Genomic DNA, 21,546 nt, shown 5'->3' on the forward strand with positions numbered 1-21,546 from the left:
CGTAGCGCGTGGCCGCCGCCGTGGTGGTGGATCAGGTGGCTTTGATGGTCTTGAACACCCCCTGGCTCTGCGCCAGGTGGTTCATCAACCGCGCCGCGCCATCGGTCGGCTCGGTTCCTTCCACGCGCAACTGCACGTGTACGTTGCCCACGCCCTTGCCGCGGCCGGTATCCAGTCCTACGTGTCGCGCCGCCGGCCGCGGCGTCTCCCAGGCATCCGGAGCGCCCGGCGCAGGCACATCCAGATCCTCAGGGCCCAGTTCCGCCAGGTCCGCGTTGAAACTGATCTCCACCTCCCGGATGCGCAGGTTGTTGGTGGAGACCAGCGGCAACAGCGGCGCGCGGTAGAGGTCTTCATCGCCTTCCTCGGCCTGCGGGTGCAGGGAGGGCATGCGGATGGTGACGCTCCTGGGCCGGTTGTCCTCGTCGAAGAAATCGCGCAGGTGGGAAATCTGGTGCATCTCGATGCTGTCCTGGGCTTCGATGACCGCCCCGGCCAATGCTTCGATCAATGTGTGGAATGACATGGTTCGGCTCATCTTGCCTTCGCTCCTGGTCGTGGGGACCTGCCATCGATACAGGTCGATGTCGGTGGTGTTGCTTCCACGGGGTTAGTGATACCCGCCGCGCCACGCAGGCATACGGCGGTGCGTTGCGACCGCTTAGCCGCGCGTTGCAGGCGGGCGCCGCGGCGGTGGCGCGCAGCAGGCGCCGCGCATGCTCGACGGCGGCTCGCCGTAGTGGTGCCGGTAGGCGCGGCTGAAGCCGGACAGGCTGACAAAGCCCACTGCATAGGCCACGTCCGATACATTGCCTTCGCCTTCGCGCAGCAGTCGCCGCGCCAGGCGCAGGCGCACCAGCCGGATCAACTCGCCGGGCGGGTGGCCGATGCTTGCCACCAGCTTGCGGTGCAGGCTGGCGCGCGACATGTTCAACGCAGCGGCCAGTCGATCCACCGAGGCTTCCTCGTCATCGGCGTGCTGTTCGATCCACTCCCGCGCGCGTTCCACCAGCCGGGTGGCGGCCGTGCCGTGCGGGCGGATCCGCGTGCGGGCCAGCAGTGCCTCCCAGGCCAGGTCGCCGTCGGCTGCGCTGCTGCCGGGCTGGCACGTGCACTGGCACATGCGCGAGAGCAATGCCAGGCTCCACGCCAGGCTCTGTCCATCGCCATCGTCGGCATCGCCACCGCCCGCGCCGGGCGGACTGACGGAAACCTCCAAACCTCGCTCGAATACGTCCATTGCCGTGCCCCCTCCTTCTGCTGATAAGCCGAGCCGGTGCATCCACGCAGCCAGCCGCAGGCGTCACCAGGCACGAACCGGTAAGGTGTGGGCGCACTGGATTTCCCCTGCAAAGCGCGTCGATTACGACACCGCAGTTCCTCCACTACCGGTGTAACCGGAGCGTTGTCGATGGACTTGGCGCTGCGTTGCAGATGCTTGTCACAGCGTTGCAGGGCGCTTTCGCAGCAGCGGGCAACTGGCCATACTGGATCGGCGCATGCGTGTGAAACTGCATCGACTGCGGATGATGTGTGACCGCCAGCACTCACAATGTGAGGTGCACTGCACACTATGGATCCGCTGTGGATCACGGACCCGGATCAGCACGCCGCCTCGCGCGCTGGCTCATCCGGACCGGATCAGGGCTATCCTGATGCCCTCTTTCCTGCGTAATGTTCGACCAGATCCCTATGAGCTATGACCTGATGGTGTTCGACCCCGCCGTGGCCCCGCGTGAAGCGGAAGCCTTCCTGCAGTGGTACGACGCGCAGACCGAGTGGAACGAAAAGCACGACTACGATGATGCAGCCGTGTCGGTACCGGCGCTGCAGGCATGGTTCGGCGCGATCGTCGAACATTTCCCGCCGATGGACGGCCCGCTGGCCGACGACGAAGACGAGCGCCCCGAAGTGACCGACTACAGTATCGGCCAGCACGTGATCTACGCCTCGTTCGACGACGAAGTGGCCGAGAATGCGCATGGCCTGGTGCAGGTGCTGGCCAATACCCACCAGGTGGGCTTCTTCGATGTCAGCGGCGACGGCGCCATCGTCTTCCCCGACGGCACCGTGCTGATCCCCGAGTAAGCCTCAGAACAGCCGGCCCTGTGCCGGTGGCACCATGGCGGCGCCGTCGATCGGCGCTGCCGCACTGCCCTGCACGACCGGATCATTGTGACCCTGCAGCCGCATGGCCAACCCGGACACGCGGCTGGCATGGCGCTGGAGCGCGGCGATGATCACCTCCTCCCCGCCCAGTACATGCAGCGACTGCCGCGCCCGGGTGATGCCGGTATAGACCAGCTCGCGCGACAGCACGCGGGTGTCCTGGCGCGGCAACTGCAACCAGACCTCATCGAATTCCGAACCCTGCGCCTTGTGCACGGTCATCGCGAACGCGCTTTCGTGGGCGGGCAATGCGCCGGGATGGAAGCCGCGCGGCTGGTCCGGGGTTTCACCGGGGAACCAGGCCGTCACCGCGCCGTTGCGATCGACCAGGCAGATGCCGATATCGCCGTTGAACAGGCGGTGGCGGTAGCTGTTCTCGGTGATCAGCAGCAAGCGGCCGTGGAAATAGCCCGGCGTCAGGCCCGGCCGCGGCACCCCGGCCAACAGGGCTTCGATGCGGGCGTTGAGCCCGCGGGCGCCCTGCGGCCCTTCGCGCAACGCGGTGAGCAGGCGGATCCGGCCGGCATCGGCCAGCGCCTGGCCCGGATCGGCGGCCGCGCCCAGCGCGCGCCAATGCGCCAGCAGGTGCTGGTGGTGGTGCTGCAACGGGTCACGGTGGTCTTCATGGAAATGCACGCCGGCCAGCGTGCCGCCGCGCAGCAGGGCCAGCGTGGTGGCACTGTCGCCCTGGCGGATGGCCTGGGCCAGCGCGGCCAGGTCGAGCGCATCGGTCTGCCGGTAGCCGCGCTGCAGCTGCACGCGCCGGCCGGCGAACCGGGTTGGCGCGGCCAGCGGCTGCAATGCCGCCGGCGCCAGCAGCGGGCGCAGGGCCTGGGCATCGTCGGCCTGGGTGCCCAGGCCATCGCCACTGGCGTGCAGGATCGCGCTGAGCACATCGCCGGCTTCCACCGAGGGCAGCTGGTCCGGATCGCCCAGCAGCACCAGCCGGGTACCCGAGGCGATCGCCTCGACCAGCTTGGCCATCAATGGCAGGTCGATCATCGACGCTTCGTCCACCACCACCACCTCGAACGGCAACGGGTTGTCGCCGTGGTGGCGGAAGCGCGGGGAATCGGGAATCACCCCGAGCAGGCGATGCAGGGTGGTGCCGGTGCCGGGCATGGCGTCGCACAGCGCCGGGGCGATGCCGAGCAGCCGCAGCCGCTGCACCGCCAGGCGCAGGCTTTCGGCCATGCGCTCGGCGGCGCGGCCGGTGGGCGCGGCCAGCGCGACCCGCGGCAACGGCTGGTCGGCCTGCACCGCCTGCGCGGCCAGCAGCACCAGCAGGCGCGCGATGGTGGTGGTCTTGCCGGTGCCCGGCCCGCCGGTGACCAGCACCAGTGGATGGCGCAGCGCGACGGCGGCCGCGCGCGCCTGGTGGTCGATGCTGTCCCGGGCCTGCGGGAACAACTGGCCGAACAGCGCCGCCAGCGTGCCTGGGTCGGACACGGCCAGCCGATGGCTGGCGATGCGCTGCAGGCCTTCGGCCAGGCGGCGTTCGTACTCGCGGTAGCGGCGCAGGTAGAGCAAGCCGTTTTCCAGCACCAGCGGCGCATCGGTGGCGGCCGCGTCGGTCTGCGAAGCGGGCACGTCCACCCACGCCGAGGCGCCCAGCTGGGCCAGCCAGTCCGCGCCGGGCGGCCAGTCCACGCCGGCCTCGAGCAGCCGCTGCGGCTGCTGTGGGTCCAACCCGGCATGGCCCTGCGCCACCGCCAGCGAGGCCAGCGCGGCGCCGGCCAGCACCGCATCGGGCGTATCCGGGCGCAACCGCTGCAGGCTGCGCGCCAGTGCCTGGTCCAGGCTGCGCAGGGCGTTGCTGCGCTGGAGCGCGGTGAGCAGGCTCATGCCTCGCCCCGCGCGCGCGCGGCCATGCGCGCCTGGGCCTGCGGGCCACCGGCGAACAACGCATCCAGAGCGTCCACCAGCGCCGGATCGAAGCGGTGCGCGTACACGCCCGGGCTGTCGGCACGGGCGGCATCCAGGCCACGGCAGAACAGGTAGCGGATGCCGCCCATGTCGCGCGCCTGGTCGTACTGCGCGCCCAGCCGGAAGCGCAGCCAGCGGTGCAATGCCACCGTGTAGATCAGTGCCTGCAGGTCGTATTCGCTGTGCTGCATGGCGCTTTCCAGCTGCGCCCGGTCGTAGCCGGGCAGGCGATTGGATTTGTAGTCGAGCACGTACCAGCGTTGGCCGCGTTCGTAGGTGAGATCGATCTTGCCGGTCATCAGGCCCTCCAGCGTGCGCCGGGCACCGAAGCTGTGGCGTTCGCGCACCAGCCCATGCGCGTGCAGCAGCTGCAGCAGCGCCGGTACCGCGGTGGGCTGCATGGCGAAGTGGAACTCGATTTCGGCGCGGCGCGCGCTGGCCGGCAGGTCGTGCAGCGCGCCTCCTTCGGGCAGCGCCACGGTCAGGGTCTGGCCAACCAGCGTGGTCAGCACCGCCACACCGTCGTCGAGGTCTTCATCGGCATAGCCTTCGGCAGCCAGCGAGGCACGCAGCACCTGGGCTTGATCGGCGGGCGCCGGTTGCCCGGCCTGCCAGCCGGCCCATTGCGCGAACTCGGTATTTTCCAGCGCCTCGTGCAGCACGTTGCCGAAACGGCTGCCCATGAAGCGCGGGTCGATCACCGCCTCGCTGGCCGGTGCCGCCGCCTCGGCATCGGCGTCCAAGCTGATGCCCGCCGGCTCGTCGGCGGCCGGGGCCGGCACTTCGGTGGCTGCCGCGTCGGTGTCATGGCCGGCGTCGGCGTGCGCCAGCTGGGTGAAGCTGTACACCCACCAGTCGTGCGGCACGCGGCGGGTCAACGCGCGCACCGGCGGCAGGTCGCCCTCGCGCTGGAAGGCCAGCTGCGCCGGGCGCGGTTCCAGCGCGCCGTCGAGCACCGCGATGTCCGGGTGCGCGCGCAGCGCGTCCAGGTCCGACAGCATCGGCGCCAGGCGGGTCTTGGCCAGCCCGGCAAGGTCGCCGGCGGCGATCCACAACGCATGTTCGGCGCGGGTCAGCCCCACGTAGAGCAGGCGTGCGTCCTCGGCCTCCTGTTCCTGCGCGCTGCGCGCGCTGGCGGCGGCCCAGGCCTCGTCCTTGTCCAGTTTCCAGTGCAGCTCGCGGCGGTCGTTGGCATACACCGTGCAGTGGGCCGCGCTGTTGCGGGCATCGCGGCCGATGCCGACGAACGGCAGGTAGACCAGCGGGTATTCCAGGCCCTTGCTCTTGTGCAGGGTGATGATCTGCACCCGCCGCGCGTCCGATTCCAGCCGCAGCAGCTGCTGTTCGTCGTCCTGGTCGGCATGGGCCATCTGCACCTGCAGCCAGTCCAGCAGGCCATGCATCCCCAGGGTCTGGGCGGCGGCCTGCTGCAGCAGTTCACCCAGCTGCAGGTAGTTGGTCAGGCGGCGCTCGCCATCGAGCAGGCCAAGCAGGCGTTCGGCGTGTTCGGCGCACAGGTCGGCGATCACCGCGAACGGCCCGCCGCGCTGCCAGCGTTCGCGCCACAGCAGCAGGCGGACCTGGAAGCCGCGCTGGGAATGGCCGTCGCCTTCCAGCGCGGCGATGGCCTGCGCGTCTTCGCCGAGCAGCACGCTGGACAGCGCCGCACGCAGCCGCCCTTCATCGGCCGGCTGCAGCAGGGCCAGCAGCAGCAGGCGCAGCTCGTGCGCCTCGGCGGTGGCATACAGGCTCTGCTTGCCGGCGGCGACGGCGGGGATGCCGACCGCGCCCAGCGCCTGCTGGATGCGCACGGCTTCGCGGTGCGAGCGCACCAGCACGGCGATGTCGCCGGGTTGCACCGGCTGCCCGCGCAGCAGCGCGCGGCCCTGGCGGGCCTCGCTGAGTACCTGGTGGATCGCCGCCACGCAGGCATCGCCGGCCTGCTGCCGCGATGGATCGGCCTTGAGCGCGCCGCCGTCGGGGTTGTGCAGCATGCGTACGGTCAGGCCCGGAGCCGGTATGCCGTCGCGCAGGAAATCGGCGTCCAGCCGCGTACCGCCGGGGTGCACCGGCTCGAAGGCGATGCCCTGCTCCAGGAAGGCGTGTTCGCCGGCCTGGGCGTACAACGCCGCGATGGCACGCAGCACCGCCGGGCGCGAGCGGAAGTTGCGGTCCAGCGGCGGCGCGGCCTGCGCCTGCTGCTTGGCCTTGAGGTAGGTGTGGATATCGCCGCCGCGGAAGCCGTAGATGGCCTGCTTGGGATCGCCGATCAGGAACAGCGCCGGGGCCAGCCCCGCCTCGGCGGTCTGCGCGGTGTCGCCGAACACCTGCTGGAAGATACCCCACTGGCGGTCGTCGGTGTCCTGGAACTCATCCACCAGCGCGATCGCGTACTGCGCACGCAGCTGCCGCACCAGCGCGGCGCGGTGCGGGCCTTCCAGCGCATCGGCCACGCCATGGATCAGATCGTCGTAGCTCTGTACCCGGCCGATCCGCTTGAGCTCGGCCAGGCGTGTGCGGGCCTGGGCGCGCAGCGCATGCAGGAAGGCGATGGCCTGGCCGCGCTGCCACTGCTCCAGCGCGTCGGCGCTGGCCAGGTACACGGCCAGTTCGTGCTGCAGCGGCGAGCATGGCGCCTTGCCGGCGTGCGCCTTGTTGGTACGCGCGGCCAGTTCGTCGGCGCCCAGCCGGCGCAGCCGTTCCAGGTCCAGCGGCGCGTCCGGATCGTCGGCCCCGGCCCAGCGGTGCAGCTGCACGGCCAGCGGTTCCAGCCAGGCCAGCTTGTAGCTGCTGCCGTTGAGCACCTTGTTTTCCACCGCCGCGCAGACTTCGCCCAGGAACCCCTCGCCATGGGTGCGGTAGGCGGCGGCGAACTGCCGGGCGGCCAGCACATGCGCCGGCCGCGGATCGTCGGCCACCGTCCCGGGCGGGGCCGGCAACAACGGCAGCGGTTTGATCAGCGTGGCCAGGTCGGCCGCCAATGCCTCGGGGTTGGACCATAGCCGGGTCAAGGCATCGACCGTGGCCGGATCGTTGGCGTGCACCCGCCACAGGTCGGCGGCCAGCTCGTCGTGCAGCGCCCGTTCGCTGGGCAGCAGCGTGGGTGGGTCGAAGGTATGCCCGCTTTCCAGGGCATGCTCGCGCAGTACCCGGGCGCAGAAGCCATGGATGGTGAAGATCGACGCCAGGTCGATTTCATCGGCGGCGGCCTGCAGCCGGCGTGCAAGCGCGGCCGGGGTTTCCCGGCCAAGGGCGAGCTGGCGCTGCAGGATCGCGCGGGTCAGCGCCACCTCGGGGCTGTCCTCATCGGCCGCCGGCTGCTGCACCAGCCGGGCGGCCAGCGCCAGGCGCTCGCGGATGCGCTTGCGCAGTTCCTGGGTGGCTGCATCGGTGAAGGTCACCGCCAGGATCTGGCCGATACGCCAGCCGTTTTCCACCACCAGGCGGGTGAACAGCGTGGCCAGGGTGAAGGTCTTGCCGGTGCCGGCGCTGGCCTCGATCAGGCGTACGCCGTCCAGCGGCAGCGACAGGTAGGGATCGTTGGGCAGGTCGTGGTCGATCATCGCAGGGCGCCTTCCTGGTCGAAGCCGGGGAACACCCGGCCTTCGCGCACTGCGGTGAACACCACCAGGCTGTTGTGCAGCAGTTGCCGGTAACTGTCGGCGCTGGCGAACGGGTCGCGGCCGCGCAGCGCCAGCTGGTAGCCGGCACCGCTGGATTCGGCCCAGGTGCGGTCGCTGCCGTGCCACTTGGCGCGGCCGTCGGCTTCGCGCTTGGCCTCGGCGGCGGTGTACAGCGCCCAGCCGGTGGACGGCGCGTACAGCAACGGTGCGCGCAGCCCTTCCTGGCGCAGCTGCAACAGGCGGCGCAGCACCTGCCGGGCCTGCTCGCGCGGCAGTGCTGGCAGGGTGTGCGGGCCCAGCCCGTCATCGCCGGCCTCGTGGAACTGGACCAGCGGCTGCGCATCGCCGGCGGCGTTGGCCAACAACCAGTCCAGTCCCTGGCGGATCGCCGCGCGGCCGGTGAGCGGGCCCGGGCGCAGCCGCGCCAAGCCGTGTGGATACACCCCGTCGACCCGTCCGTGCAGGCGTACTCCGTCGATGTCCACCTCATAGCGGCGGCTGTCGGCGCGGCTGCCGTCCTGCCACTGCGCCAGGGCCTGCGCATACGGCCGGGTCTGCGCGTGCAATACCTCGAACTGGCGCTGGCCCAGGGCCCCCGACGGCAACAGCGCACGCGCGCGCAGCCGCGGGTACAGCGGCGCGTCGTCCTGCTCGAGCGTGGCCTGGATCACCGCCTCCTGCAGCAGCAGGGCGTCGGTGCCGCCGGTGGCCATCACCAGCGGTTCGATATCGTCGGCATCGCTCAGGTCCTCGGGCAGGCGCAGGCCCAGCCGTTGCGACAGGAACTGGCTGGCCGGGTCGGTGAGGAAACGGCGCAGCGCATCCAGGCTCAGTTCGTCCGCCTCCGCCAGCGTGTCCAATACCGGCAATGCCGTCCCGAACCACGGCGCCAGCGCGCCGCGCGTGCCGCCCAGCGAGCCGGCCGCTGGATGCCACTGCTGGCGATAGCTGAAGCGGCGCGGCTCGCCGCCGCCGCCGAACGCGGCCGGGGCGAACGGCTGCAGCGAATGCCGCACGGTCAACGCCTTGGCTGCGTCGGCCGGTGCCAGGTGGTACGCCGCGGCCGCATCGAGCAGTTCGCTGACCAGTACCGACGGCTCGCGCACGCTGCCATCGCGCGGGTCGGCGCCGAGATAACTCAGGTAGAACACGTCCTGCGCCGAGGCGAACAGCTGCAGGAACAGGAAGCGGTCGTCCTCGCGCAGCGAGCGGTCGCCATGCCGGCGCCGGTCGGTGCCCAGTTCGGCGGTGAGCTGGTTGAGCCCGGCGGCCGGATCGCGGCGCGGGAAATCGCCATCGTTCAAGCCCAGCACGCAGATCACCCGGAACGGCAGCAGCCGCATCGGCACCATGCGGCCGAAGCTGACCCCGCCGGTCAGCAACGGGGCGCGGGTATCGGCTTCGGCCAGCACGCCGGCAAAGTGCGCGCGCACCACTTCCGGCGGAACCTCGCCCTGGAAACGGGCGCTGTCGGCATCGGCGGCGAAGTCGTTGATCAGCTTGCGCAGGCGCTCCAGCGCGCGCTGGCTGTTGGCCGCCGCCGGCGGTTCGGGCAGCAGCGCATCGAGCAGCGCCAGCAGCCGCCGGCGCCATTGCGCCGGTGGCAGGGCCTGGCCGAGTGCCTGCTGGTACCGGGCCAGCACCCGCAGCAGGCCGAGCAGGCGGTCCAGTGCGTCCAGCGCGCTGCCTTCCAGTTCCGGCCACGGCGCCACCCCGGCAATGTCGCCGTCGTTGCCGCTGGCATGGCCGAGCAGCAACCGGTCCAACGCGAACTGCCAGGTGAAGGCGTCATCGGCCGGCGCCTGGTGCTGCCGGCGGTGCCCGGCATTGAGTCCCCAGCGTGCGCCGGCGGCCTGCAGCCAGTCATGCAGGCGGTCGAAGGCAGCCGCGTCCAGCCCGGCCGCCTCGGCCAGCGGTGGACTGGCCAGCAGGTCCAGCACTTCGTTCAGGCCGAAGCGCGATATCGGCAGCCCGAGCAGGTGCACGAACACATCGGCCAGCGGTTCGCCGGCCAGCGGGCTGGTGTCGGCCAGCGCATAGGGAACATGGTCCTGGCCACCGCTGCGGCCGCCGAACACCGCTTCCAGGTAGGGCACGTAGGGATCGATGTCCGGGGCCAGCACCGCGATGTCGCGGGCCTGCAACGGGGGATCGAAGCGCGGATCCTGGAGCAGGCCGCGCAACTGGTCGTGCAGTACCTGCAGTTCGCGCAGGCGGGTGTGGCAGGCATGCACCTGCAGGCTGGGATCGTCGTAGCGCAGCGCCGGGCGCAACGCGCCGGAGGGCTGGCCGCGGCGATGGAACAGGTCGCGCTGCAGGCGGTGCAGCAGGCTGTCGGACAAGCCGCCCTGGTCCAGCCCCGGCCGGCTGTCGTCCTCGGGGTCGTCGTAGGCGGCGATCTCGCCGGAGGGGTGCACCACTTCATAGCTGCCCAGCACCGCCATGAAATCGCGGCCGGCCGCGCCCCAGGCCTGCAGCAGGCGGTTCTCGCCGGCCGCCTCGCCGAACGGATCGGGCGCGCCGCTGCGCAGCTTCTCGCCCAGGGTCTGCAGGTCCCCCCAGTACGCCTGGGTCGGGGTGGGCAAGTAGAAGTGCAGCGTGCCCACCCGCGCCTGGGTGGCCATCACCCGCAGCACGTCCGGGGAGATGTTCAGCGTGGCAAAGGCGAACATCCGCGCCGGCAGGCCCTGCGGCAGCGGCTGGCCGGCGCCCTCGAAGCGGGCCAGATAGGCATCGATGCGGCGCGCGCGGTACTGCTGGCCACGGGCGATGTGCCGCCACAGGATCGCCTGCGGGTCGTTCGGCGCGGCCCCGGCCCCGGCCTCCCAGCCCAGCAGCCAGTCGCGGCGCCAGGCCTGGTACTTCTCGAACACCGAGGCCAGCTCGGCGGCCAGCGCCCAGGGCTTGAGCGGGTCGGCGACGGAGAGATAGGCCTGCAGCGCGCGCATCGGCGGCTGCGCCATCAGGGACGGGTCGGTCAGGGCGGCATACAGCTTCCAGCGCAGGGCGGCCGCGGCCAGGTCGTCATGCTCGCCGGGTACATTGGCATTCAAGGCGCGCGCGACCAGTTCGCCGGGAGTGAGGAATTCCAGGTTGGCGGCGATGCCGTATTCGGCGGCCAGGGTGGACTGCAGCCAGCGGCGCATCGCCACCTGTGGGATCAGCACCACCTCCGGCACCAGGATCGACTGGCCCGGCACCGGGGCGCGCAGCGTGGCAGCCAGCAGGGCGGCCAGCACATCGAGGGCGTTGGAGTGGTAGAGGCGAAAATCCGGAACGGCGTTGGTCATCACGGGAGTGTGCCGCAGCCGGCGCGCTAACGCAGCGCGGACCTGACCCTGCGGGGTGCCTCACGCCAGCCCGCGCCGGCCCGGTACGCTGTGTTGCAGTCGGCGGCAGGACCGCCTGGACGATGCGCGCCCATGACCGTGCGACAATACTGCACGGTCCAGTTCGGTTATGTTCAGCCGTTCACCTTGATCTTACAACGTTGGAATTTTGTTAATGGCGTCCATGACGGCTTCCGAAGAAAGTCTGGTGCAGTTGTCCAACGTCCGCATTGACCGCGGCGGTCGTCCGATCCTGCGCGATGTTTCGCTGCGCGTCCCGCGCGGCAGCATCACCGCCGTGCTCGGCCCGTCGGGCAGTGGCAAGTCCACGTTGCTGGCGGCGCTGACCGGCGAACTGCGCCCGGTCGCCGGCGATGTGCGCCTGTTCGGCCAGCCGATTCCAACCGGCAACCGCGCGCTGCTGGAGATGCGCAAGAGCGTGGGCGTGCTGCTGCAGGGCAACGGGTTGCTGACCGACCTGACCGTGGCCGAAAACGTGGCGCTGCCACTGCGCACCCATACCCGCCTGCCGGCACCGCTGCTGCACCGCCTGGTGCAGATGAAACTGCACGCGGTGGGCCTGCTGGCCGCCGCCGACGCATGGCCGCGCGAGCTGTCCGGCGGCATGGCGCGGCGGGTGGCGCTGGCGCGCGCGCTGGCCCTGGACCCGCCGTTGATGATCTACGACGAACCGCTGACCGGGCTGGACCCGATCGCCTCGGGGGTGATCATGAGCCTGATCCAGCGTCTCAACCACAGCCTGGGCCTGACCAGCATCATCGTCAGCCACCATGTGCACGAGACCCTGCCGATCTGCGACCAGGTGATTGCCATCGCCAACGGCGGGGTGGTGTTCCAGGGCAGCCCGGCGCAGCTGGAGTCCAGCCAGGATCCGTTGCTGCGCCAGTTCCTGCACGGGCAGCCGGACGGTCCGATTCCCTTCGATGCCACGCCGCGTGCGAGGGTTGCCTGATGCCGTTCGTTGACGCCACCCGCGCACTGGGCCGGGCCGGCCTGTTCTCGCTGACGGTGCTGCGCGGCTCGCTGCCGACCACCGATTTCCTCGCCGAGCTGACCCGCGAGATCTACAAGGTCGGCGCGCGCTCGCTGCCGATCATCGCCGTCGGCGGTGCCTTCGTCGGCCTGGTGCTGACCCTGCAGGGCTACCGCACGCTGACCACCTTCGGCGCGGCCGACGCGCTGTCGACCCTGCTGGGGCTGTCGCTGTACCGCGAACTGGCGCCGGTGCTGACCGCGCTGCTGTTCATCGGCCGCGCCGGCAGTTCGATCGCCGCCGAGCTGGGCCTGATGCGCGCCACCGACCAGATCAAGGCGCTGGAACTGATGGCGATCGACCCGGTCGCCAAGGTCGTCGCACCGCGCTTCTGGGCGGCGGTGCTGACCGTGCCGCTGCTGACCGGCATCTTCTGCTCGCTGGCGATCAGCGCCAGCTACTTCGAGGCCGTGCACGTGCTCGGCCTGGACAACGGCGTGTTCTGGTCGGCACTGAGCAACAGCGTGGACTTCTGGGACGACTTCGGCGTGGCGATGCTGAAGTCGGCGATCTTCGGTGGCACCGCCGCCCTGGTCGCGTCCTATGTCGGCTTCCACGCCGAACCCACCATCGAAGGCACCTCGGTGGCAACCACCCGCGCGGTGGTCAATGCCTCGCTGCTGGTGCTGATGTTCAACTTCGTGCTGTCGGCAATGATGTTCCGCTGAATCCCCAGACCCCCGCCCGGGCACCTGCCCGGGCACCTGACCAAGAACAAGTGAGACAACCCATGGCCATCCGCGGTCCCAGACTCGAATTTTCCGTCGGCGCGTTCCTGCTGCTGGCGCTGGCCTCGCTGCTGGTGCTGGCCGTCGCCTCCACCAACCAACGCTGGGGCCTGGGCGGCGACGGCTACGAGCTGAAGGCGCGCTTCACCCAGATCGGCCAGCTGCGCAAGCAGGCGCCGGTCAAGATCGGTGGCGTGGTGGTGGGCCAGGTCGCCGCGATCGAGCTGGACCCGACCCGGTTCGACTCGATCGTCACCCTGAAGCTGGACCCGAAGTTCAAGGATCTGCCGGCCGATACCTCGGCGGGCATATTCACCAGCGGTTTGCTTGGCGAGAGCTATATCGGTCTTCAGCCCGGCGGCGATCCGGACGTGCTCAAGTCCGGTGAGGAGATCGCCTTCACCCAGCCGGCGGTGGACCTGATGCAGCTGGTCGGCAAGTACATGTTCAGTGGCCCGGCCAATGCCGGCGCCGCTCCCCAGGATGCTCCCGGCGCCGACGCGCCGGCAACGGAAGCGCACAAATGAAAACCAAACTGATTCCGCTCCTGCTCGCCTCTGCCCTGCTCGCCAGCGTCCCCTCGCTCAGCCTTGCCCAGGCCGCGCCGGCCGCCGCCAGCGCCCAGCAGGGCCAGGCCGGCAAGGTCGTGCTCGACGCCAGCACCCGCATCCTGTCCACCCTGCAGCAGCGCCGCGGCGAGTTCCGCAGCAACCCGGCCGCGCTGCGCAGCTTCATCAACGGCGAACTGACCAAGACCTTCGACCGTGACTACGCCGCCCGCCTGGTGCTGGGCGTGCACGGCCGCGGTGCCTCCGATGCCGACGTCAAGTTGTTCGCCGATGCCATGGCCGACAACCTGATGCAGCGGTACGGTTCGGCGCTGCTGGAGATCCAGGGCAAGCCCAGCTTCCGCCTGAAGGCCGAGCAGCCGCTGCCGGGCAACCGCGGCGTCAAGGTTTCCACCGAACTGGTGCGGGCCGGCAGCGAGGCGACCCCGGTCGACTACCTGATGCGCAACGTCAACGGCCAGTGGAAGATCTTCGATGTGATGATCGAAGGCATCTCCTACGTGCAGACCTTCAAGACCCAGTTCGACGCCCCGCTGCGCCAGAAGTCGATCCAGCAGGTGGCCACCGAACTGCGCAACGGCAGCATGCAGGCCGCCCCGAGTGGCAAGTAACCCGGCCAGCGCCAGCGTGCAGGGCACCGCGCTGGTGTTCAGCGGCGTGCTCGACCGCGCTGCGGCGACCGCGCTGTGGAACACCGTGCAGGCGCCCGGCCCGGTGCAGGTGCTGGACCTGACCGCGGTGCCGCAGGTGGACAGCGCCGGCCTGGCGCTGCTGGCCGAACTGACCGCGCGGCTGCGCGCCCAGGGCATCCAACCGCACATCAACGGCGCCCCGGCCGGCTTCAACGAACTCAGTGCCGCCTACCGGCTGGCACCGTCCCTGGATTTCAACGCCCCCACTGCCGCGAGCTGACATGAACGTCATACGCACTTTCTCACTCCTCCTGCTGGCCCTGGCCCTGACCGCATGCGCGGGCAAGCCGGCCCGCGATGCCGCACCGGCCAGCGTCGCCGTGGACAGCTCGGCCGTGCCCGATACCGTCGATGCGCCGCCGGCACCCAGTGCCGAACCGGCAGCCCCTGCACCGGCCGCTGCCGATGCCACTGCGGCGGCGGTCAGTACCGGCGATGCCGCCCCGACCGATGCCGAGGACGATTTCGCCGCGCTGTACGGCGGCCCTGCCCCCAGCGCCGACGGCGGCGAGCCGGGCCGGCCGCCCTACGATCCGTGGGAACCGTTCAACCGCAAGGTGCACAGCTTCAACAACGTGGTCGACCGCGCCATCGCCCGTCCGCTGGCAACGGCCTATACCCACGTGGTGCCGCGTTTTGCCCGCACCGGGGTGACCAACTTCTTCAGCAACCTGCGTGCCCCGGTGACCATCACCAACCAGCTGCTGCAGGGCCGCCCGGCCGACGCCTGGGACAGCCTGGGCCGCTTCATGATGAACTCCACGCTGGGCCTGGGCGGTCTGTTCGACCCGGCCAGCAAGGCGATGGTGCCGCGCCGCAGTGAAGACTTCGGCCAGACCCTGGGTGCCTGGGGCTGGCGCGGTTCGCGCTACGTGGAACTGCCGTTCTTCGGCCCGCGTACCGTGCGCGATGTATTCGGCCTGGCCGGCGACATGCCGCTGTCGCCGATCCGCACGATCGAACAGGACAGACTGCGCATCGGCCTGCAGGGCCTGCAGCTGGTGGACATGCGCTCGCAGCTGATGGCGCTGGACGACATCCGCGACAGCGCGGTGGACGAATACGCCCTGACCCGCGACGCCTGGCTGCAGCGCCGCAACTACCAGATCGAGAACGACCTGCGCGGCAAGCATGCGCGCGGCCGGGACGCCGACGACACCGCCCCGATCCCGGTCGATGCGATGCCGATGCCCAACTGGGGCAATTGACCGGCGTACCGATCGGGGTACCGACCAACGGTCGGTACCCACCGCAGCGGTAGACCACGGCCGTTGGTCGTGGTGCGATAAAAAAAAGCCCCGCCAATGCGGGGCTTTTTCCATTTACCCGCCGGCGCCGGTCAGGCCGCCAGTGCCGCCTCGACCGCCGCCAGCAGGCGCGCGTCGTCGGCCGTCACGTCCGGGGCGAAGCGTGCCACCACCTGGCCGTCGCGACCGATCAGGAACTTCTCGAAATTCCACAGCACGCCCGGCGCCGGGTTGACCACCAGCTCGGGGTACTTGGCCACCGCGCCCTGCAGCTTCTCGCGCATCGGGCCTTCGCCGGTGGCGGCCGGCTGGGCGGCGGTCAGCTGCTGGTACAGCGGGTGGGTGTCCTCGCCAGCCACGCTGATCTTGGCAAACAGCGGGAAGCCGACGTTGTATTCCAGCCGGCAGAACTGCTGGATCTCCGCCTCGCTGCCCGGCTCCTGGGCCAGGAAGTTGTTGGCCGGGAACCCCAGCACTTCCAGGCCGGCGGCCTGCTTGTCGCTGTACAGCTTCTGCAGCCCTTCGTACTGCGGGGTCAGGCCGCACTTGGAAGCGACATTGACTACCAGCAGTACCTTGCCGCGGTAGTGCGCAAGCGAGGACGGCTGGCCTTCGATGGTGGTGACGGGGATGTCGTAGACGGTCTGGCTCACGGGGGATATGTCCTTGCGTTGGATCGGGAAAGGCACGGCGGGGCCGTGCCCGGGAAAAGGTCAGTCGACGCAGATCGTGCCCTGCGCCACGCCGTTGTCGATGCGCTGGCGGCAGCCGAAGTTCTGGCTGACATCGGCCTGGCACACGCCCGACGCCTTGGCGCCGACGGCGGTTTCGGCCGTCGCCAGGCACTGTCCGGTGCAGTCGGACTTGGCCCTGCAGGCCTTGCCGGCGTCGGCATAGGGCACCACGCATTGCTCGCGTTGCAGGCGGCCCAGTGCCTGCAGGGTGCCTCCCTCGGCCGCGCAGGTGGCGGCGGCAGCCGCTTGCGCGGCCGCTTCGGCGGCCTCGGCGGCGGCCTGCGCAGCGGCTTCGGCGGCCGGCACGGTCGCGTCGGAGAGGTCAGTGCCCGGCGATGGCGAGGGGGCCGTGCTGGCACAGCCGGCCAGCGCCAGCAACAGGGGCAACAACAGGGTCAGGCGCATGCAGGTTCCTTGAACGGTCGGCAGGAGGCATAGCATGCGCGATCCAGGGCATGCGTTGCATGTCCGTGCGCGGTCAGTCCTGCGTCCCCTCGGCCTCGTCGGCCGCGCTGTCCTCGTCCTCGCCGGCGATATCGCCGAGCAGGTCCTGGGACTGTTCGGTGCCCAGCGTCTCCACCCCGCGCAGGCGGCGCTCGATGGTGCGCGTCTTGCGGCTGGCTTCGCCCAGGCTGCGGCCGACCGTGGTGATCTGCTTCTCGGCCTTTTCCAGGATGCCGGCGAACTTGCCGAACTCGCTCTTGACCGCGCCCAGCAGCCCCCACACTTCGCTGGAACGGCGTTCGATCGCCAGCGTGCGGAAGCCCATCTGCAGGCTGTTGAGCAGCGCGGTGACGGTGGTCGGCCCGGCCACCACCACGCGGTGCTCGCGCTGCAGCAGGTCGACCAGCCCGGGCCGGCGGATCACTTCGGCATACAGCCCTTCGGTAGGCAGGAACATCACCGCGAAATCGGTGGTATGCGGCGGGGCGATGTACTTGTCGCTGATCGACTTGGCCTGGATGCGGATCGCGCGCTCCAGCTGCGCGCCCTGCACCCGCACGCCCTCGACGTCGCCCTGCTCCTGCGCATCGAGCAGGCGTTCGTAGTCCTCGCGCGGGAACTTGGAATCGATCGGCAGCCACACCGGGGTGTCTTCGTGGCCACGCCCGGGCAGGCGCACGGCGATGTCGACGATCTCCCCGCTGTCCGGGCGCACCTTCACCCCGCGCGCGTACTGCTCCTGGGTCAGGGTCTGCTCGAGGATGTTGTCCAGCTGCACTTCGCCCCAGCTGCCACGGTTCTTGACGTTGCTCAGCACGCGCTTGAGATCGCCCACCCCGGTGGCCAGCTGCTGCATTTCGCCCAGCCCGCGCTGGACCTGCTCCAGGCGTTCGGAGACCAGCTGGAACGACGCGCCCAGGCGGGTCTCCAGGGTGGTCTGCAGCTTCTCGTCGACGGTCACCCGGATCTGTTCGAGCTTCTGCGCGTTGTCGGCCTGCAGGGCGTTGAGCTGCTGTTCCAGCGTGCTGCGCATCTCGCCGATGCGCTGTTCGTTGCGCTGGGTCAGTTCCTGCAGGCGCAGGCCCAGCGACTCGGCCAGGCGCTGCTGCGACTGCCCGGCTTCCTCGCGGCCCAGCCGCGCATCGTCGGCCAGGGCCTGGCGCAGCGCGGCCATGTGCACATCGGTGCGGCCGGTCAGCTCGACCAGCTGCTGGCCGAACGTCTCGATCCGCGCCTGCTGCTGCTGGCCGAACGCCTCCAGCTGCGCGCGCACCTCCTGCAGGCGCAGCGCCAGCAGTTCGCCGGTGCGCTGCTGGGCCTGGGCGCCTTCCTCGCGCGCGCGCCGTGCATCTTCGCCCAGCGCATCGCGCAGCAGGTCCAGGCGCTGGTCGGTGCGGGTGGACAGGTCGGTCAGCGCGCGCGCGAAGGTTTCCAACCGCGCATCCTGCTGCCGGCCCAGCCCCTCGAGCTGCTCGCGCAGTTCGCTGCGGCCGACCCGCGCTTCCTCGCGCAGGGTCTGTTCGAGGGCGCCATGGCCGGAACGCCGCAGCAGCGCGAGCAGCTGCAGTACGAGGACGGCACACACCAGGCCGCCGAGGAGGAGGAATTCGGTTTGCATGCGGCAAGTGTAGGATGCTGGAGTCTCAATGGCTGCGCCGGATCGAGCAATGCTGGAAATCCTTGGAAAGTCCACCTCCATCAACGTTCGCAAAGTGGCGTGGCTATGCGCGGAACTCGGCCTGGATCATCAGCAGCCGGGCGCCGACGGCACCGATCCAGCAGGCACCGCAGCGGCACTGGCCGCCCTCAACCCAAACGGGCAGGTCCCGGTGCTGCGTGATGGCGGCTTCGTGCTGTGGGAATCCAACAGCATCTGCCGCTACCTGGCCGCCCGCGAGGGTCGCTACGACCTGTTGCCGCAGGCACCGCAGGCGCGCGCCCGCGTGGAGCAGTGGATGGACTGGCAGGCCACCGATCTCAATACCGCGTGGCGCTATGCCTTCATGGCCAAGGTACGTCGACATCCGGACTACGCCGACCCGACGTTGGTGGCCGCCAGCCTGGCGCAGTGGAATCGCTTGATGGGGATGCTGGACCGGCAGCTGGCGCAGACCGGCGCCCACGTTGCGGGCACCGAGTTCAGCCTGGCCGACATCGTGCTGGGCCTGTCGACCCAGCGGTGGCGCATGACCCCCGGCGACAAGCCGACCTTGCTGGCCGTGGACGCGTGGTTCGAGCGTCTGCGCCCACGTGCGGGGTTCGCCCTGCACGTGGACAACGGCGTGCCCTGACCTCTCAGAGGTGGGTGAACACCTGGTCCCTGGGCAGCCGCGACTTGGGCAGGCCGGCATTGAAGTTGGCCTCGCTGCCATAGCCCAACGCCACCAGCACCACGCTGGTCAGGCCGCGCTCGCGCAGGCCCAGCTCGGCATCCAGCACCTGTGCGTCGAAGCCTTCCATAGGGGTGGCGTCGATACCGTGCACACCGGCGGCCAGCAGCAGCGTGCCGAGCGCCAGATAGGTCTGCTTCTGCATCCAGTGCTGCACGTCGCCCAGCGTGTGGCGGTGCAGGTCCACGTAGTGGTGCAGCGCGCCGCGCTGGCCTTCGCGCGCTTCCGGCGTGGGATAACGCCCATCCGCGGTTTCCTGCTCGATCACCTGCGCCAGGTACGCATCATCGATGCCGGTGCGGGTAGCGAACACGATCACGTGCGAGGCATCGGTGATCTTGGCCGTGTTGTAGGGCTGGTCGGGCCGGGTGGCGCGCGCGATGCGGGCGCGTGCCTGGTCGCTGCCGGCGACCAGGAAATGCCAGGGCTGTGAGTTCACCGAGGACGGCGCGTGGTGCAGCACGTCGAGCAGGTCGTGCAGTACCGCCGGCGGCAGCTTGCGGGCGGGATCGTAGGCCTTGGTGGTGTGGCGGCGGCGGGCCACCGGAGCGAGGGTCATGTGCGGGTAGTCCATGGGTAGGAGGGGCTTCAGAAGCCTTCAAGGACGAGCTTGCCGCGCGCGCGGTGGCTCTCGATCAGGGTGTGCGCCTGGCGCAGGTTGGCGGCATTGATGCAGCCGTAGTGCTCGCCCAGGGTGGTACGCAGTACGCCGGCATCGACCAGCGCCGAGACCCGTTCGAGCAGCTCGTGCTGGCGCTGCAGGTCCGGGGTGTCGAAGCTGGAGCGGGTGAACATCGACTCCCAATGCAGCGACAGGCTCTTGCGCTTGAGCGCCATCACATCCAGCTGGCCGGGATCGTCGATCAGCGCCAGCTGGCCCTGCGGCGCCAGCGCGGCCACGATCTGGTCGTAGTGCTGGTCGGTGTGGGTCAGGCTGGCCACATGCTCGACGGCGGCGATGCCCAGCCGCTGCAGGCCGTCGCCGAGCGGCTGCGAATGGTCGATCACGTGGTGCGCGCCCAGGCCATACACCCAGTCCTGGGTATCCGGGCGCGAGGCGGTGCCGATCACGGTCAGGCCGGTCAGCTGGCGGGCCAGTTGCACCAGGATCGAACCGACCCCGCCGGCCGCACCGATCACCAGCAGGGTCTGGCCGTGGCCACCGCCTTCGGGGATGCGCAGGCGGTCGAACAGCAGTTCCCAGGCGGTGATCGCGGTCAGCGGCAAGGCCGCGGCGGCGGCATCGTCGAGGCTGGCCGGCTTGTGCCCGACGATGCGCTCATCCACCAGCTGGTACTCGGCATTGCTGCCGGCGCGGCCGATCGCGCCGGCGTAGAACACCGCATCGCCGACCTTGAACAGGCTCACCCCGGCGCCGACCGCATCGACCACGCCGACCGCGTCCCAACCCAGCACGCGCGGTTCGCTGACGGCCACGCCGTTGCGCACCTTGGTATCCACCGGGTTGACCGAGATCGCCCGGACCTGCACGCGCAGGTCGCGCGGGCCCGGGTCGGGGATCGGCAGGGTGATGTCCTGCAGCGCGCGCGGGTCGGTGATCGGCAGGCCATGCTGGGTATAGGCGACAGCTTTCATTGGGGGCAGGTCCGTTGGGGAGGATGCACAGCCTGCGCTTCACCCGGCGCCGCAGTAAGGCGCAGAATCGGGCAGCACTTTCACTGCAGGAATGAAAATGGTCCGCATCGACGACCTCGCCCTGTTCGTCCGTACCGCCGCGCTGGGCAGCTTCTCCAATGCCGCGCGCGAAGCCGACCTGCTGCCCGGCCAGGTCGCCGCGGCCGTGGCGCGGCTGGAGCGCGAGCTGGACCTGCGCCTGTTCGTGCGCTCCACCCGCAGCCTGCGCCTGACCGCCGAAGGCGCGCTGTACCTGCCCTACGCGCAGGACGTGCTGGCCACGCTCAGCGAAGGCCAGGCGCGGGTACGCGGCGAGGACGCCGAACTGCGCGGGGTGCTGCAGCTGGCCGCGCCGTCGGACCTGGGCCGCAACCTGCTGCTGCCCTGGCTGACCGAATTCCGCAGCGCGCACCCCAGGCTGCAGCTGCGCCTGCAGCTGTCCGACCAGGTCGCCGATGTGTTCCGCGACCCGGTCGACGTCGCCTTCCGCCTGGGCCGCTTCGACAACGCCAGCTATGTCGCGCTGCCGCTGCTGCCGGGCAACCGCCGGGTGCTGGCCGCCTCGCCCGGCTACCTGGCCCGGCATGGCGCGCCGCAGAGCCTGGAGGCGCTGAAGGACCATAACTGTCTGCTGTACCAGCTGGCCGGGCGTGCCTACGACCGCTGGCACTTCGAGGTCGACGGCCGCCGGCTGGTGGTGCCGGTGCGCGGCAACATGGTCTGCGACGACGCCGACGTGGTGCGGCGCTGGGCGGTGGCCGGCGAAGGCATCGTGTTCAAGTCCTGGCTGGATGTCTGCGCCGACGTGCGCGCCGGGCGCCTGCAGGTGCTGCTGGGCGGCGCCGGCGACAGCCTGCCGTTGAACCTGGTGTGCCCGCACCGCAAGCAGTTCTCGCCGGCGATCCGGCAGCTGCACGCACTGTTGGAGCAGCGCCTGCGCCCGCTGCTGGAGCACTTGCCGCACAGCGCGCGATGACGCTATCGGCAACCGCGCCGGTGCCCGACA

The 21,546-nt window shown here is 70.2% G+C and carries 19 protein-coding genes; 9 read left to right on the top strand and 10 right to left on the bottom strand.

Annotated elements, in window-relative coordinates:
* Positions 1-31 precede the first annotated feature (31 nt).
* Positions 32-526 (bottom strand): DUF2589 domain-containing protein, encoded by a 495-nt coding sequence (locus AC3ITM_RS19145; protein ID WP_259208135.1) that lies wholly within the window; start codon positions 524-526, stop codon positions 32-34.
* 135 nt (positions 527-661) lie between these two features.
* Positions 662-1,240 (bottom strand): helix-turn-helix domain-containing protein, encoded by a 579-nt coding sequence (locus AC3ITM_RS19150; protein ID WP_489267338.1) that lies wholly within the window; start codon positions 1,238-1,240, stop codon positions 662-664.
* Between the two features lie 452 nt (positions 1,241-1,692).
* Here AC3ITM_RS19150 and AC3ITM_RS19155 point away from each other — a divergent pair, with 452 nt between their 5' ends.
* Positions 1,693-2,088, top strand: a complete 396-nt coding sequence (locus AC3ITM_RS19155; RefSeq protein WP_228884861.1) for a hypothetical protein — start codon at positions 1,693-1,695, stop codon at positions 2,086-2,088.
* A gap of 3 nt (positions 2,089-2,091) precedes the next feature.
* On the opposite strand, the gene recD is transcribed toward AC3ITM_RS19155, so the two are convergent.
* The 3 genes from recD to recC are packed head-to-tail and all read right to left on the bottom strand — an operon-like array spanning position 2,092 to position 11,008.
* Positions 2,092-4,014: an exodeoxyribonuclease V subunit alpha gene (gene recD, locus AC3ITM_RS19160; RefSeq protein ID WP_489267340.1), complete on the bottom strand. Its 1,923-nt coding sequence runs from the start codon at positions 4,012-4,014 to the stop codon at positions 2,092-2,094.
* Positions 4,011-7,658 (bottom strand): exodeoxyribonuclease V subunit beta, encoded by a 3,648-nt coding sequence (recB, locus tag AC3ITM_RS19165; RefSeq protein ID WP_489267342.1) that lies wholly within the window; start codon positions 7,656-7,658, stop codon positions 4,011-4,013. The genes recD and recB overlap by 4 nt, the downstream gene beginning before the upstream one ends.
* Positions 7,655-11,008 carry an exodeoxyribonuclease V subunit gamma gene (gene recC / locus AC3ITM_RS19170; RefSeq protein ID WP_489267344.1) on the bottom strand — a complete coding sequence of 1,118 codons (3,354 nt, stop codon included), beginning with the start codon at positions 11,006-11,008 and terminating at the stop codon, positions 7,655-7,657. The genes recB and recC overlap by 4 nt, the downstream gene beginning before the upstream one ends.
* 223 nt (positions 11,009-11,231) lie before the next feature.
* On the opposite strand from recC, the gene AC3ITM_RS19175 reads away from it, so the two are divergent.
* From AC3ITM_RS19175 to AC3ITM_RS19200, 6 genes are all read left to right on the top strand, one after another.
* A complete protein-coding gene (locus AC3ITM_RS19175; protein WP_489267346.1) occupies positions 11,232-12,020 on the top strand; it encodes an ABC transporter ATP-binding protein in 789 nt (262 codons plus the stop codon).
* Positions 12,020-12,769, top strand: coding sequence for an MlaE family lipid ABC transporter permease subunit (locus tag AC3ITM_RS19180; protein ID WP_489267348.1), 750 nt, complete (start codon positions 12,020-12,022; stop codon positions 12,767-12,769). The genes AC3ITM_RS19175 and AC3ITM_RS19180 overlap by 1 nt, the downstream gene beginning before the upstream one ends.
* 62 nt (positions 12,770-12,831) lie before the next feature.
* Positions 12,832-13,356 (top strand): outer membrane lipid asymmetry maintenance protein MlaD, encoded by a 525-nt coding sequence (gene mlaD, locus AC3ITM_RS19185; RefSeq protein WP_489267350.1) that lies wholly within the window; start codon positions 12,832-12,834, stop codon positions 13,354-13,356.
* A complete protein-coding gene (locus AC3ITM_RS19190; RefSeq protein WP_489267352.1) occupies positions 13,353-14,009 on the top strand; it encodes an MlaC/ttg2D family ABC transporter substrate-binding protein in 657 nt (218 codons plus the stop codon). Before mlaD ends, AC3ITM_RS19190 begins: the two co-directional genes overlap by 4 nt.
* Positions 13,999-14,310: an STAS domain-containing protein gene (locus tag AC3ITM_RS19195; RefSeq protein ID WP_489267354.1), complete on the top strand. Its 312-nt coding sequence runs from the start codon at positions 13,999-14,001 to the stop codon at positions 14,308-14,310. Before AC3ITM_RS19190 ends, AC3ITM_RS19195 begins: the two co-directional genes overlap by 11 nt.
* A gap of 1 nt (position 14,311) precedes the next feature.
* The gene (locus AC3ITM_RS19200; RefSeq protein ID WP_489267356.1) at positions 14,312-15,298 is read left to right on the top strand and encodes an MlaA family lipoprotein; all 987 of its coding nucleotides are present in this window, start codon (positions 14,312-14,314) and stop codon (positions 15,296-15,298) included.
* A 131-nt stretch (positions 15,299-15,429) separates the two neighbouring features.
* Here AC3ITM_RS19200 and AC3ITM_RS19205 read toward each other — a convergent pair whose 3' ends face one another.
* The 3 genes from AC3ITM_RS19205 to AC3ITM_RS19215 all read right to left on the bottom strand — a co-directional run bounded on the left by AC3ITM_RS19205 (position 15,430) and on the right by AC3ITM_RS19215 (position 18,133).
* Complete coding sequence (locus AC3ITM_RS19205; protein WP_489267358.1) at positions 15,430-15,990, bottom strand: glutathione peroxidase; 561 nt, start codon at positions 15,988-15,990, stop codon at positions 15,430-15,432.
* Between the two features lie 60 nt (positions 15,991-16,050).
* On the bottom strand, positions 16,051-16,476 hold the full coding sequence (locus tag AC3ITM_RS19210) for a hypothetical protein (protein ID WP_489267360.1): 426 nt from the start codon (positions 16,474-16,476) through the stop codon (positions 16,051-16,053).
* A 73-nt stretch (positions 16,477-16,549) separates the two neighbouring features.
* Positions 16,550-18,133: a DNA recombination protein RmuC gene (locus tag AC3ITM_RS19215; protein ID WP_489267362.1), complete on the bottom strand. Its 1,584-nt coding sequence runs from the start codon at positions 18,131-18,133 to the stop codon at positions 16,550-16,552.
* A gap of 49 nt (positions 18,134-18,182) precedes the next feature.
* Here AC3ITM_RS19215 and AC3ITM_RS19220 point away from each other — a divergent pair, with 49 nt between their 5' ends.
* The gene (locus tag AC3ITM_RS19220; protein ID WP_489267364.1) at positions 18,183-18,806 is read left to right on the top strand and encodes a glutathione S-transferase family protein; all 624 of its coding nucleotides are present in this window, start codon (positions 18,183-18,185) and stop codon (positions 18,804-18,806) included.
* Positions 18,807-18,810: 4 nt separating this feature from the next.
* On the opposite strand, the gene nfsB is transcribed toward AC3ITM_RS19220, so the two are convergent.
* Together nfsB and AC3ITM_RS19230 are read right to left on the bottom strand one after the other, a co-directional pair.
* Complete coding sequence (gene nfsB / locus AC3ITM_RS19225) at positions 18,811-19,464, bottom strand: oxygen-insensitive NAD(P)H nitroreductase (protein WP_489267366.1); 654 nt, start codon at positions 19,462-19,464, stop codon at positions 18,811-18,813.
* Positions 19,465-19,493: 29 nt separating this feature from the next.
* Complete coding sequence (locus AC3ITM_RS19230) at positions 19,494-20,501, bottom strand: zinc-binding alcohol dehydrogenase family protein (RefSeq protein ID WP_489267368.1); 1,008 nt, start codon at positions 20,499-20,501, stop codon at positions 19,494-19,496.
* Between the two features lie 97 nt (positions 20,502-20,598).
* Here AC3ITM_RS19230 and AC3ITM_RS19235 point away from each other — a divergent pair, with 97 nt between their 5' ends.
* The gene (locus tag AC3ITM_RS19235; protein ID WP_489267370.1) at positions 20,599-21,516 is read left to right on the top strand and encodes a LysR family transcriptional regulator; all 918 of its coding nucleotides are present in this window, start codon (positions 20,599-20,601) and stop codon (positions 21,514-21,516) included.
* The last annotated feature ends 30 nt before the right edge of the window (positions 21,517-21,546 follow it).

Source organism: Stenotrophomonas sp. KH_029, assembly GCF_057839765.1.